The following is a 12,208-nucleotide window of genomic DNA, read 5'->3' as shown; positions in this document are numbered from 1 at the left end:
TTCAGCCGCCGGCGGTGAAGGACAGGCAGTACGTCAGGTTCACCGTGGTGCTGCGGGCGGCGGCTTCGGCGTCACCGGCGGCGATCGCCTCCACGACCTCTTCGTGGCCGGCGGTCCGGCAGCCGTCGAATCCGGCGTGCAGGCGCTGGGCCATTTTCGTGCCATGGAACACGTCGCCGAAACTGGCATAGAGTTCCGCCAACAGCGCGTTGCCGGAGGCCCGGGCGACGCCGAGGTGGAACTGCCAGTCCGCGGCGATCCACGCCTGGATGTCCTGCGCCTCCCAGGCCCGGCGGCGTTCGGCGAGGACAGCGTCAAGCTCCCGGACGGCCGGGCCGCCGGCGGCGGTGGCCGCCAGACGCGCCGCCTGGGCGTCCAGGGCAAAGCGCACCTGCAGGACATCGTCGTCGGTGTGGCGGTCGTAGGCCTGTCGGACGGCGCCCTGGATCTCGCTCCGGGTGCGCACGTAGGTGCCGTCCCCGCGGCGCACTTCGAGCATGCCCGCGTGGGCCAGGGCCTTGACGGCCTCCCGCAGGGTCCCACGGGAGACCGAGAACCGTTCCACCAGCGCCGGTTCGGCGGGGATGCGCTCCCCAACCGGCCATTCGCCGCTGGCGATGGCGGCGCGCAGCGCCTCGGTGACCTCCTGCGCCAGCGGGGTGCGGATGACCGTGCTCATGCGTCCACCCGCCGGGCCCGCGGCCGGGCCGGTCGCTTCGGGCGTTCGGTCGTCAGGGCCAGGCACAGCACCATTTGTGCGACGGCGACGGCGAACAACAGCCATAGGGGCAAGCCCCAGGCGCCGGTCAGCCCATGCAGCAGCCCCATGCCGAACGGGCCCACGGTGGCCACGAGGTAACCCACCGATTGCGCCACCGTGGAGATCGCCGTCGTCTCCGCGGCGTTGTTGCCGCTGCGGCTGATCACCACCAGCACCAGCGGGAACACCGAGATGCCCAGCCCCAGGAAGAGGACCGCCAGCATGGACAGCGATGGCGGAAGCAACGCCAGGCCCACCAGCCCGGTCATCACCGTCAGGCAACACAGCATGAATGCCCGGCGCAGGCCGTGGGGGCGGGTGGACAGCGGCAGCAGGATGAGCGTGAACGGGACGGTCACCAGTTGCATGCCGGCCAGCAGCAAGCCGGCGAAGGCCGGATCCATGCCGCGGGAGATCAGGATGACCGGCAGCCAGCTGATCAGGGAATAGGCCAGCAGCGCCTGGACGGTGAACAGGCCGGTGATCAACAGCCCCTTGCGGGTGCGCAACACCTGCAGCGGCGAGAGGCTGGGGCCCGTGGTGGCCAGTTCGCGTGGGCGGCCGCCGATGGCCAGCGGGATGAAGATCAGGGCGGAGACCGCTGCCAGCAGGGACCATGCGGCCAACCCCAGGGTCGGGGAATCGAGCTGGAGGGCCAGCGGCACGCCGAGGGCGGAGGCAGCCGTGGCCCCGACGGACATGGTGATCGTGTAGGTTCCGGTCAGCAACGAGGTCCGGTGCGCGTAGTGCTCGCGGATGAACGAGGGCATGGCCACGTTGCACAACGCGATGCCGCACATGCCGGCGACCGTCCCCGCCAGCAGCATCCCCACCGAGGGGATCGCCCGGACCGCCAGGCCGGCCGCGAGGATCACCAGGGCCAGCAGGATGGTGCGCTCCACCCCGATCCGGCGCACCAGCCACGCGGTGGCCGCACCGGCGAAGGCGAAGGTCAGCGTCGGGATCGACGGCAGCACCGCGGCCACGAACGGGCCGTATCCCAGCACGGCCTGCAGGTCGTGGAAGAGTGCCGCGGCGCTGGCAATGCCGGCACGCAGGTTCAGCCCCACCAGCACGACGGCGACAACACCCAACACGACGACGAATCGGGTGCGCGGGGCCGGGGCGCCCACCGGATCGGTGCCGGGACCGGCGACGGGCGTGACGGGGGAGGGTGATGGTGCGGGCATACGTCAAACATTAGACGTCTGATGTTTCGGAGGACGCATTGTGTGACCAATCTTCACCCGTAAGCTGATGTCATGACGTTCACCACCTGCGACCTGTACGACGCCGACGAGACCCTGCAGTCGGTGTCGCTGCAACTGCAGAACCTCGGTGGCCGCCCGCGGTTCCGCGGCCGGATCCGCACCATCCGGTGCCACCGGGACAACGGGATGGTCAAGCAGATCCTCAACGGCCCCGGCGACGGCGCCGTCCTGGTGGTCGACGGTGCAGGTTCCCTCGAGTCCGCCCTCATGGGCGACATGATCGCCGCCGCCGCCGTGGCCAACGGCTGGGCCGGCGTCGTCATCAACGGAGTCATCCGCGACCGTGTCGAGGTGGCCGGGCTCGACCTCGGTGTGAAGGCGCTGGGGTCCAACCCGCGCAAGTCGGCCAAGGACGGGGCCGGGGAGCTCGACGCCGTCCTGGACTTCGGTGGAGTGACCTTCCGTCCCGGGGCCATGCTCCACAGTGATGAGGACGGGATCCTCGTCGAGGCTTGATCCGGGCCGCCAAAACCTGGCGGGCCCCGATTCGTTTCCGGTGGGTGGGATTCGATAATTTGGTGGGGGCTGCACCTGCAATCCGACGGCGAAAGGGGATCCCATGGGCACCCCGGCCCCCTTGCGCCTGTGGCGTTCCGCCGCTGTGACCACGACCGTGCTGTCCCTGGCTGCCGGCGCACACGTCCTCGGTGGAGCACCCCTGCCTGGCCTGCCTGTGCTGGTCCTACTCGCCGCGCTGGTCAACGTGCCCATCGTGTTGCTGGCCGGTCACCGGATGGGAATGCGGACGTTGGTCCCGCTCCTCGGGCTGGGCCAATGGTCGCTGCACCAGGCGTTCGCGTGGTTCGGCGCCAGTTCGACATGCACCGGAGGGTCCGCCCACGGCGCCGGGGGAAACGCCCACCACGCCCAGACAGTGGTGGCCTCGTGCGCCGCGGGCGACGGGTCCGCCGCCCTCCCCGACCTCCACGCCACCGGTTGGGGCCCGCCCATGCTGGCGGCCCATCTGCTGGCCATCGTGCTCACCGCGCTCGCGCTCTCCCGAGGCGAGGACGCCCTCTGGCTGCTCGTGGCCTGGCTGCGACCACTGGCCTCCCTCCCCCGAACCGAAGTCGTCGCCGCACCGGCTCCACGCCTGCAGGCCATGCACTCCTTGCCCGTGTTGCGGGCCCGGTGCCCCGCCCGTGCGGACCGTCTGCGGGGACCGCCGTCGTTCCGCTTCCCGGTACCCGCCGTTTCCTGACACAGGGGCGGCCCGGGACATTCCCACCGGTGGGCCCCTCCCTCCGGTTCCCGAACCACCACACCTTGGCCGCGCCGTGCGCGGCCCGTGCAAAGGAACGACTCTTGACGACGAACAACACCACCCCTGTACGCCACCGCGTGCTCACCACCACGGCGGCCGCCGGGGCCACCCTCGCGATGATGGTCCTCGGCACCGGCATGGCCTCGGCCCACGTGACGGTGAGCCCGAACAAAACCAACGAAGGCGCCTACGCCCACGCCACCTTCAGCGTGCCCAACGAATCAGACAGCGCGAAGACCGACAAGCTCACCGTGTCGCTGCCCGAGGACATCCCCTTCACCTCGGTCAGCGTCCAGCCGGTGGAAGGCTGGACCGTGAGGGTGAACCAGGGCAAGCTCGACACGCCCGTCCAGGTGCACGGAACAACGGTCACCGAGGCCGCGACCTCCATCACGTGGACCGCCGACAAGGCCCACCAGATCGGGCCGGACCAGTTCCAGACCTTCACCGTCTCCCTGGGCACGCTTCCGGCGGCGGGGACGGACGTGGTCCTGCCCGCCGTCCAGCACTACACCGACGGCTCGGTCGTGAAGTGGGACGACCCTGCCACGACCGACGGGCAGGAGGCGGAGCACCCCGCCCCGTCGTTCACCACGACCCCCGCTGCAGTCGACGACCCGCACGGCGGGTCCGCGGCGTCGTCATCGCCGGCTACTGCGGCCCCTGCCGATACCGGCGCCACGGGCAACGGCGTCGGTATGGCCGGGCTGTGGATCGGTGTGGTCGGCCTGCTCGTTGGCGCGTTCGCCCTGGTCAGGACGTTCGGAAACCGCAAGAACTAGCCACCGGCACCCCTCGAAAGCGAACCCCATGAACCACCACTCCAGCCGGCGCCGCCGGCCCACCACCTCCCGCGCCGGTGCCGTCCTGGCTGCCGTCCTGCTGGCGCTCCTGATTCCGATCGGCGCCGCCAGCGCGCATGACACGCTCGTGTCCACCGACCCGGCCGCGGGCACGATCCTCCAGAAAATGCCGCAGAAGATCGGACTGACCTACGACAACATCCCCATTGCCATGGGGTCGGAGATCCGCATCGTCGACGCCGACGGCAACAACTGGGCACAGGGCCCGGCCAAGGTCACGAACCGTGTTGTCAACCAGGGTGTCCAGTCGGGCACTCCGCCCGGCACCTATACCGTGCAGTGGCGGGTCGTCTCCTCCGACGGGCACCCCATCCAGGGGAAGTTCACCTTCACCACCCGGACCGGCGCGGCACCCGGAGCCGCCACCCCCTCCGCTGAGGCCTCGGCTCCCGCGGAACACCAAGATGCCACGCCGGGTCTTCCGCCGTGGGTCATCCCCGTCGGCGTGGCAGTGCTGATCCTCATCGGTGCAGGAGCCGCCATCGCGTGGCGGCGCCTCGGCACCGACTGAACCGGATCAGGCGTTCCAGAGGCCGTAGGAGTCGGCGAGATCCGCGATCTTCTGGGCGCGGGCCAGACGCGGCAGGTAGGAGCCGTCACCCACGGCTGCACCTGCCGCGTGGGCCTCGAGCAGTTCGTGGGCCCAGGACAGCTCGTCCGTGCTGGGCGAGAGCCCCTGGTTGATGTCCTCCACCTGGGAGGGCGAGAGGCTCAGCTTCCCGGTCATGCCCATCGACGCGGTGACCCGGCAGCCGGCATGCACGTCCGCGGAGGCGGCCGCCGCCGCGGCCGGGCCGTCGATGGCACCGGGAAGCTGGCCGACGCGGGAGGCGACCACGAGCTTGCCGCGGGCGTAGGCCAGCGCCAGCGGGTCCTCCGAGACGCCGGTGTCCTTGCGGAAGTCGTTGGTGCCGAACGCCAAGCGGAACGTGCCGGGCGCGGACGCGATCGCGGTGGCGTTCTCGATGCCCACAGCCGACTCGATCAAGGCGAGCACCGGGGTGCCGGCCTGCAGGCGCATGGCCGTATAGGTCACCTGTTCGGGCTTCTCCGTCATGGCCAACATGACCCCCCGCAGGCCCTTGGTCTTGGATAGGGCGGCCAGATCGTCGGCCCAGAAGTCCGTTTCGATGCCGTTGACGCGAACCCAGGCGGTCATGCCGGAGTTCAACGCCTCGACCACTGCAGCCCGGGCGGCGGCCTTCTGGGCGTCCGGAACCGCCGCCTCCATGTCGAAGATGACCGAATCCGCTTCCGATGCCAGCGCCGCCGCGTAGGCCTCGGGCTTCGAGGCGTTGACCAGCAGCCAGGAGCGGGAGAGTTTGGCAGGCAGGGACGCGGCGCGGCGGTTACGAAGGGACATGCCTCCACATTACCGAGTCCACAGCCCGGCGTTCCACCGCCGGGACGCCGATCACCCCGGCCGCTGTGCCTCCCCGGCCCATCCCCAGTTGATACGACGGCCGCACTTCCCGCTACAGTGAACCTGCGGTGTATCGCTGATCACAGGCCGCCCCCCACCCCACGGTGGCACCATCATGTTCGAAAACAAGGAAGCACCCATGTCCACACACACCCAGGCCGAGTCCGGTACCCCCGGCAACCGGCCAGACGAGCCGAAGCTCGAACGCGCCCTCTCCAACCGGCACATCCAGCTCATCGCGATCGGCGGCGCCATCGGCACCGGCCTGTTCATGGGCTCCGGCAAGACCATCTCCGCGGCCGGCCCGTCGGTCATCTTCGTCTACATGGTCATCGGCTTCATGCTCTTCTTCGTCATGCGTGCCATGGGCGAGCTGCTGCTGAGCAACCTGACCTACAAGAACTTCGGCGACTTCGCCGGCGACATCCTCGGGCCCTGGGCCGCGTTCTTCACCGGCTGGACCTACTGGTTCTGCTGGGTCGTCACCGGCATCGCCGACGTCGTGGCGATCGCCCACTACGTCGCGTTCTGGTGGCCGGAGCTGCCGCTGTGGATTCCTGCCATTGCCTGCATCCTCATCCTGCTCGGGCTGAACCTGCCCACGGTGAAGGCCTTCGGCGAGACCGAGTTCTGGTTCGCACTGATCAAGATCGTGGCCATCCTGGCGCTCATCGTCGTCGGCCTCGTCATGATCATCATGGGCTTCGAATCCGAGGGCGCCCGCGCCTCCTTCTCCAACCTGTGGGAGCACGGCGGCATGTTCCCGACCGGCTTCATGGGCTTCGTCGCCGGATTCCAGATCGCCGTCTTCGCGTTCGTGGGCATCGAGCTGGTCGGCACCGCCGCCGCCGAGACCAAGGACCCCGAGAAGAACCTGCCGCGCGCGGTGAACTCGATCCCGATCCGCGTGCTGCTCTTCTACGTGGGCGCCCTGATCATCCTCATGGCCGTCCGCCCGTGGACCGGTTACACCGCCAACGAATCCCCGTTCGTGGGCATGTTCGCCCTGGCCGGACTGGTTGGCGCTGCCGGCGTGGTGAACTTCGTGGTGCTGACCTCCGCGACCTCCAGCGCCAACTCGGGCATCTACTCGACCTCGCGCATGGTCTACGGCCTCTCGCGCGAGGGTGACGCGCCGAAGGCCTTCGGCCGCCTGTCCAGCCGCAAGGTCCCCAAGAACGCCCTGTTGTTCTCGTGCATGTTCCTGCTCGCCGGCGTCGTGCTGCTGTATGCGGAGGGCTCGGTGGCCGAGGCGTTCACCCTGGTCACCACGATCTCCGCGTTGTGCTTCATGTTCGTCTGGACGATCATCCTGCTCAGCTACGTCGTCTACCGCCGTCGTCGGCCGCACCTGCACGAGGAGAGCAAGTTCAAGATGCCCGGTGGCACGTTCATGCCCTACGTGGTGATGGCGTTCTTCGCCTTCATCCTCTGGGCGCTGACCACCCAGCCCGATACCCTGCAGGCGCTGCTGTTCACCCCGCTCTGGTTCGCGGCCCTGGCCATCGGCTACCTGGTGATCCGGCGCAACCCGCTGCACGTGCGCATCCGCGCCGAGCACAACGCGAAGGTCGCCCGCGAGCACGAGGAGCGCCGCGCCCGCATCGACGCCTGACCTCCGGGTCTTCCTGGGTACGACGACGGAGGGCGGGTTCCAGTTGGAACCCGCCCTCCGTCGTCGTACTCCGGCACAGCTTGACCCGCAGTTCAGCCGATCGCGGCACCCACCCGGTCCCCTTCGGCGCTGAAGGCTCCCCGGTACCGGGCGCCCGGGTGGTTCTCCGACAGCCGGTCGTGGCCGAAGATCTTGCGGCGCAGCGTCCCCGGCGAGTACGCGGTCTTGGCCAGCCCCCGGCGTTGCAGCGTGGGCAGGATCCGTTCGTTGAACTCGAGGTAGCTGCCGGGCAGGCGCCAGTTGATGACGTTGACCCCATCGATGCCCGCCTGCTGCCAGTGCGCCAGCTGGTCGGCGATCTCGTCCGGCGTGCCGGCGACGATGCCGCGTTGGATCCGGTTCCGGGCAAGATCGGCCAGGGTCGGCTCCCGGTCCGGATGCGCGCGGCGCAGCCAGTCCACGAAGCCCTGCCCACCATTGTTCGGGATATCGCGCAATTCGGTGTCCTCGGGCAGCCGCGATCCGTCCGGAAGGATGCCCAGCGAGGAATGGGTGAGGTAGCCGGTGACCGATGAATACTCCTCGAAATCGGCGCGCCGGCGGGCAACCTCGGCGTGGGTGGCCCCCACGATGAAGCTCAGCCCCTGGAAGAACTTGATGTCCTCGCGGCGACGCCCGGCAGCTAGGGCGGCGGCCTGCGCGATCTCGATGTGCTTCCGCGCCCCCTCGGGGTCCGGCGGGCCGATGAAGACGGCCTCGGCGTGCTTCGCGGCGAAGCCGATGCCGCGTTCGGAGCCGCCGGCTTGGAAGAGCAGCGGCGTGCGCTGCGGTGACGGGGCCGGCAGATGGGGGCCCTCCACCGAGTAGCGCGGGCCCACGTGGTGGATCTTGTGGATGCGCGACGGGTCCGCGTGCCGGCCGCCGGCCTTGTCGACCAGGACGGCATCCTCGTCCCAGGATCCCTCCCACAGCTTGTAGGCGACGTCCAGGTACTCGTCGGCCCAGTCGTACCGGGCATCGTGCTCCACCAGCGAAGGAAGCCCGAAGTTCCGGGCCGCATTCTCCTGTGTGCTGGTCACGATGTTCCACGCGACCCGGCCGCGGGAGAGGTGGTCCAGCGTGGAGACCTGGCGGGCGAAGTTGAACGGGTGGTTCTGCATGACGTTGGAGGTGTAGGCCAGTCCGATGTCCTTCGTGACGGCCGCCAGGGCCCCGAGCAGCACTGCGGGGTCGTTCGAGGGGATCTGCAGACCTTCGGTGACATTGTCGGCGTACTGCCCGCCGGCCGGGCCATAGAGCCCGGTGACGTCGGCGAAGAACATCGCGTCGAACAGCCCCTCCTCGAGCGTCCGGGCCAGGTCCGTCCAGAGGGAGAGGTCGTTGAACTCGTGCTGGCGGGCCTCCGGGTGCCGCCACTAGCCATGGTGGATGTGCGAGGCGGTATTCATGAGGAAGGCGTTGAAGAGCAGGGGCGTGGTCATGCGGTGTCTCCTTCGGGGGCGGCGGCCGGGGCCGGGGTGCCGACGTAGATGGCGGTGGTGCGCTGGTCGCCGGTGAGCAGGTGCTGGCCGACCTCCCGCGCACGGTAGATGACGGGGTTGTGCTGGCCCAGGACGCGGGCGTTGCGCCAGTGGCGGTCCAGGCCGCGCCCCTGGGAGACGGCGGAGGCGCCGCCGACCTCGAACAGCTGGTTGGTGACGGCCAACGTATGCTCCACGACGAAGACCTGGGCCTCGGAAACGGCCGCGTCGAGCTCCTGGGTTGCGGCCTCGTCCAGCTGGCCTCCTTTCTGCCGGGTGGCCGCGGCCTCGATCCGCTCGCCCACACCGTCGAGCACCGCGTCGATGGCGGAGACCGAGCTCGAGAGGCGGCCGATGACCTCCTTCAGGGCGAGCGCGGGCACCATCAAAAGGGTGGCCAACCCCCGGAAACGGCGCGGCATCCCGGCTACGGGTCGGGGTCTGCTTCCGGGACTCAGACGGGGTGGTGCCTCGAACGCCGGCTGGCGGTTTTCCACGGATGCTCCTCGAGGTTGGCGGCCCCACCGGGGATCGATGGGTGCCGTGCATCGATTGGAAGCCATGTGCGGCCCGGGGCTCAAGGGCGCCGTCATGTGCTGGAAACCGACGTCGTTTCGGGTCATATGACGCGCGTTTGCCCCCCGTTCCGGCCGTCTCACGGCCTTCGCCCGCGCCGCGCCCTGTCGCGGGACGTCATGTCCGGACTCATCCTTGACGGGTGGGGGCCAATCCGGCTACCTGCTCGTTGTCAACCGGGCGCGACCACGGCGACCCGGATGGTTGTTGCGCGGCCGGCTGCATGCTTGACTTTCACTGGACGAAGGACAGCCACCGTTCCTAGACCTAGTGGAGGGTTCCCATGTCCCACCAAGATCACGCAGGTCCGGACTACCGGGCCGCCCGCGGCAAGGCGACCACGTCGGAGACCGCCCCGGACCCCGACGACGCCCGTAAGCCGACGGCGCCGTCGGACCTGACCGGGAGTTCATGGAAGTACGTGCTCAAGCGCACGATCCGGGAGTTCTCCCGCGACAAGTGCACCGACCTGGCCGCGTCACTGACCTACTACGCCGTGCTTTCGATCTTCCCCGCACTGCTGGCGCTCGTATCGCTGCTCGGCGTCGTGGGCCAGGCGGAATCGACCACCCAGACGATGATGCAGGCGATCGAGGGCTTCGCGAGCCCGGAAGTCGCCAAGGTCCTGCGCCAGCCGATCGAGCAGCTGGCCAGCGCGCCGTCCGCCGGCTTCGCGCTGATCGCTGGCCTGTTGGGCGCCCTGTGGTCGGCATCCGGCTATGTCGGGGCGTTCGGCCGGGCCATGAACCGCATCTACGGGGTCGAGGAGGGACGTCCGTTCTACAAGCTGCGCCCGCTGATGCTCCTCGTCACGCTCGTCATGCTCCTGCTCGCCGTGGTCATGGCGGGCCTGCTGGTGGTTTCGGGGCCCATCGCGCAGACCGTCGGCGACGCCGTGGGGCTGGGCGGGACGGCGGTGACGATCTGGAACATCGCCAAATGGCCGGTGCTGGTGGTCTTCGCCGTCGTGCTCATCGCCGTCCTCTACTACGGGACGCCCAACGTCAAGCAGCCCAGGTTCCGGTGGATGAGCCTGGGATCGCTGGTGGCGCTGATCGTCCTCGCCCTGGCCACCCTGGGGTTCTTCTTCTACATCAGCAACTTCTCGAACTACAACAAGACCTACGGGGCCATCGGCGGCGTGATCGTCATGCTGCTGTGGATCTGGATCGCGAACCTCTCGCTGCTGCTCGGCGCCGAGTTCGATGCCGAACTCGAACGCGGGCGGCAACTGCAAGGTGGCATCGCCGCCGAGGCTTCGCTGCAGCTGCCTCCCCGCGACACCAAGGCCAGCGACAAGCTCGCACTTCAAGAGGAGCGCGACATCGAACAGGGACGCGAACTCCGGCAGGAAGCCGAACGCGACGACCGCGGCGATGGCACCGGCCGCGGTTAGCGGGCCAGCTTCTTCAGGTTCACCGCCGGATCGGCCAGCTGGGCGGGGTCCACGCGGATCCGCCGGTCGATGATCCGCCGTGCCGCCCGGACCGCGAGCCCGCCGTCGATCGCGGCGCATCCGAGGAGGTGGCCGTCGTCGTCCACACGGAAGGCGATGGCCGGGGCTCCGTCGATCTCCCGGATGACGGTGGCGCCCGGTGCCGTCATCGAGCCGACACCCTCGACGTGCACGCCGTGGCGGTCGGACCAGAACCAGCTGGCACCGTGGGCGGGAAGCCCGACGCCGGCGATGGCGGCGGCCGCCGTATGGCCGGAGTTCATCGCACTCTCCCAGTGTTCGGCCCTGCGTTGGAGGGTGCCGTCGCCGGCACGGATCCGTGCGGCGTCACCCACGGCGTAGACGCGCGGATGGCTGGTGCGCTGGTGGTCATCGACGACGATCCCGGCGTCCGCTTCCAGGCCGGCGGCCTCGGCCAGCGCCGTGTTGGCGGCGATGCCGACCCCGACCAGGACGGCATCGGCGGTGATTTCCCGCCCGTCCTCGAGCGTGATGGTGTGCGTGCCGTCGCCGCGGGTGATCGAGACGGGGACGCCCGTGACCACCTCCAGTCCGCGGTCGGCGTGCATGCCGTGGAGGCGGCGTGCCAGTTCGGGACCCACGGCGGGCACCAGTGGCGGGTCCATGGGGTCGATGAGGACGACGTCGGCCCCCAGTTCCCGGGCTGCCGAGGCGGTTTCGGCGCCGATCAGGCCGGCCCCGATGACCGCCAGCCGCAAACCGGGCCGCAGCACCGCGCGGAGCCGGTCCGCGTCGGCGCGGGTGCGCAGTTCCAGCACGGTGTCCAGGTCGCCGCCGGGGATCGGCAGCCGTCGGGCGGTCCCGCCGGTGGCCAGCACCAGGACATCGGCATGCAGTACCGTCCCGTCGGCCAGCTCCGCCGCACCGGCGTCGGGGTGCAGGGCCACCACGGAACTGGTGGTGATCTCGACATCGTGTTCGGCACACCAGGCGGCATCGGCCAACAGCAGGCCCGCCTGGTCCGTGTGCCCCAGCAGGTAGGCCTTGCTCAGCGGGGGGCGGTCGTAGGGCAGTCCGTCGGGGTCCACGATCCGGATGTCCCCGGTGTGGCCGAGTGCGCGCAGCTGCCGGGCGGTGGAGAAGCCGGCCAGGCCGCCGCCGATGACCAGAACCGATGTTTCGGGGCCGGGAGCCGCCGCAGGAATCGGTTCAGGGGAACCAGCATCAGTCATCGCATCAATCCTCATCTCCGGCGCCATCCGCCACTGCAAGCGTACCGAGGATGAGTGCAGACACTCCGATCTGGTCTCGGCTGGCCGGTATCAGCCGGCCGCAGCGTAGCATGAGCCCAGAGGCGCATCCCCCCATCATGGGGTCCTGGGCTATGGGACCCCACGTCAACCGGAACGCCACGTACGCGGCCACAGAGCTCGGACCCTCCGGGTCGACCACCGGGTTGGAACGACACACTGCCGCTCCCGACTCCCTACGCCCCCGTT

11 protein-coding genes and 1 pseudogene are annotated in these 12,208 nt (G+C 69.5%); 6 read left to right on the top strand and 6 right to left on the bottom strand.

The features are described from left to right. Position 1: 1 nt before the first annotated feature. The gene (locus AC1MEQ_RS12265; protein ID WP_479791077.1) at positions 2–679 is read right to left on the bottom strand and encodes a FadR/GntR family transcriptional regulator; all 678 of its coding nucleotides are present in this window, start codon (positions 677–679) and stop codon (positions 2–4) included. Beyond that, positions 676–1,950, bottom strand: a complete 1,275-nt coding sequence (locus tag AC1MEQ_RS12260; RefSeq protein ID WP_479791076.1) for an MFS transporter — start codon at positions 1,948–1,950, stop codon at positions 676–678. The genes AC1MEQ_RS12265 and AC1MEQ_RS12260 overlap by 4 nt, the downstream gene beginning before the upstream one ends. Positions 1,951–2,022: 72 nt before the next feature. Between AC1MEQ_RS12260 and rraA the strand changes: the two genes are divergently transcribed. From rraA to AC1MEQ_RS12240, 4 genes are all read left to right on the top strand, one after another. Further along, positions 2,023–2,487, top strand: a complete 465-nt coding sequence (gene rraA, locus AC1MEQ_RS12255) for a ribonuclease E activity regulator RraA (RefSeq protein WP_479791075.1) — start codon at positions 2,023–2,025, stop codon at positions 2,485–2,487. A 103-nt stretch (positions 2,488–2,590) separates the two neighbouring features. Next, a complete protein-coding gene (locus AC1MEQ_RS12250) occupies positions 2,591–3,232 on the top strand; it encodes a hypothetical protein (protein WP_479791074.1) in 642 nt (213 codons plus the stop codon). A gap of 104 nt (positions 3,233–3,336) precedes the next feature. Then, positions 3,337–4,077 (top strand): YcnI family copper-binding membrane protein, encoded by a 741-nt coding sequence (locus AC1MEQ_RS12245; RefSeq protein WP_479791073.1) that lies wholly within the window; start codon positions 3,337–3,339, stop codon positions 4,075–4,077. 28 nt (positions 4,078–4,105) lie between these two features. Further along, a complete protein-coding gene (locus AC1MEQ_RS12240; protein ID WP_479791072.1) occupies positions 4,106–4,669 on the top strand; it encodes a copper resistance CopC family protein in 564 nt (187 codons plus the stop codon). 6 nt (positions 4,670–4,675) lie between these two features. On the opposite strand, the gene AC1MEQ_RS12235 is transcribed toward AC1MEQ_RS12240, so the two are convergent. Then, positions 4,676–5,521: an HpcH/HpaI aldolase/citrate lyase family protein gene (locus AC1MEQ_RS12235; RefSeq protein ID WP_479791071.1), complete on the bottom strand. Its 846-nt coding sequence runs from the start codon at positions 5,519–5,521 to the stop codon at positions 4,676–4,678. Between the two features lie 199 nt (positions 5,522–5,720). On the opposite strand from AC1MEQ_RS12235, the gene cycA reads away from it, so the two are divergent. Beyond that, positions 5,721–7,196 carry a D-serine/D-alanine/glycine transporter gene (cycA, locus tag AC1MEQ_RS12230; protein ID WP_479791070.1) on the top strand — a complete coding sequence of 492 codons (1,476 nt, stop codon included), beginning with the start codon at positions 5,721–5,723 and terminating at the stop codon, positions 7,194–7,196. 92 nt (positions 7,197–7,288) lie between these two features. Here the strand turns inward: cycA and AC1MEQ_RS12225 are convergent. Together AC1MEQ_RS12225 and AC1MEQ_RS12220 are read right to left on the bottom strand one after the other, a co-directional pair. Continuing rightward, a pseudogene (locus AC1MEQ_RS12225) lies at positions 7,289–8,677 on the bottom strand (NtaA/DmoA family FMN-dependent monooxygenase). Beyond that, on the bottom strand, positions 8,674–9,213 hold the full coding sequence (locus AC1MEQ_RS12220; protein ID WP_479791069.1) for a hypothetical protein: 540 nt from the start codon (positions 9,211–9,213) through the stop codon (positions 8,674–8,676). The pseudogene AC1MEQ_RS12225 and the gene AC1MEQ_RS12220 overlap by 4 nt, the downstream one beginning before the upstream one ends. 362 nt (positions 9,214–9,575) lie before the next feature. Between AC1MEQ_RS12220 and AC1MEQ_RS12215 the strand changes: the two genes are divergently transcribed. Then, positions 9,576–10,688, top strand: coding sequence for a YihY/virulence factor BrkB family protein (locus tag AC1MEQ_RS12215; RefSeq protein ID WP_479791068.1), 1,113 nt, complete (start codon positions 9,576–9,578; stop codon positions 10,686–10,688). Here the strand turns inward: AC1MEQ_RS12215 and AC1MEQ_RS12210 are convergent. After that, complete coding sequence (locus AC1MEQ_RS12210; protein WP_479791067.1) at positions 10,685–11,941, bottom strand: NAD(P)/FAD-dependent oxidoreductase; 1,257 nt, start codon at positions 11,939–11,941, stop codon at positions 10,685–10,687. The two genes, AC1MEQ_RS12215 and AC1MEQ_RS12210, sit on opposite strands and share 4 nt — an antisense overlap. Between the last annotated feature and the right edge of the window lie 267 nt (positions 11,942–12,208).

The sequence above is a fragment of the Arthrobacter sp. ASL1 genome (assembly GCF_056680475.1).
Note: the sequence above shows the minus strand (reverse complement) of the source record. Positions and strands in the feature narration are given on the sequence as shown.

Coding starts and splice junctions, on each gene's coding strand:
- AC1MEQ_RS12265 (WP_479791077.1), bottom strand. CDS start 679: ATGAGCACGGTCATCCGCACCCCGCTGGCGCAGGAGGTCACCGAGGCG.
- AC1MEQ_RS12235 (WP_479791071.1), bottom strand. CDS start 5,521: ATGTCCCTTCGTAACCGCCGCGCCGCGTCCCTGCCTGCCAAACTCTCC.
- AC1MEQ_RS12210 (WP_479791067.1), bottom strand. CDS start 11,941: ATGACTGATGCTGGTTCCCCTGAACCGATTCCTGCGGCGGCTCCCGGC.
- rraA (WP_479791075.1), top strand. CDS start 2,023: ATGACGTTCACCACCTGCGACCTGTACGACGCCGACGAGACCCTGCAG.
- AC1MEQ_RS12250 (WP_479791074.1), top strand. CDS start 2,591: ATGGGCACCCCGGCCCCCTTGCGCCTGTGGCGTTCCGCCGCTGTGACC.
- AC1MEQ_RS12215 (WP_479791068.1), top strand. CDS start 9,576: ATGTCCCACCAAGATCACGCAGGTCCGGACTACCGGGCCGCCCGCGGC.
- AC1MEQ_RS12260 (WP_479791076.1), bottom strand. CDS start 1,950: ATGCCCGCACCATCACCCTCCCCCGTCACGCCCGTCGCCGGTCCCGGC.
- cycA (WP_479791070.1), top strand. CDS start 5,721: ATGTCCACACACACCCAGGCCGAGTCCGGTACCCCCGGCAACCGGCCA.
- AC1MEQ_RS12240 (WP_479791072.1), top strand. CDS start 4,106: ATGAACCACCACTCCAGCCGGCGCCGCCGGCCCACCACCTCCCGCGCC.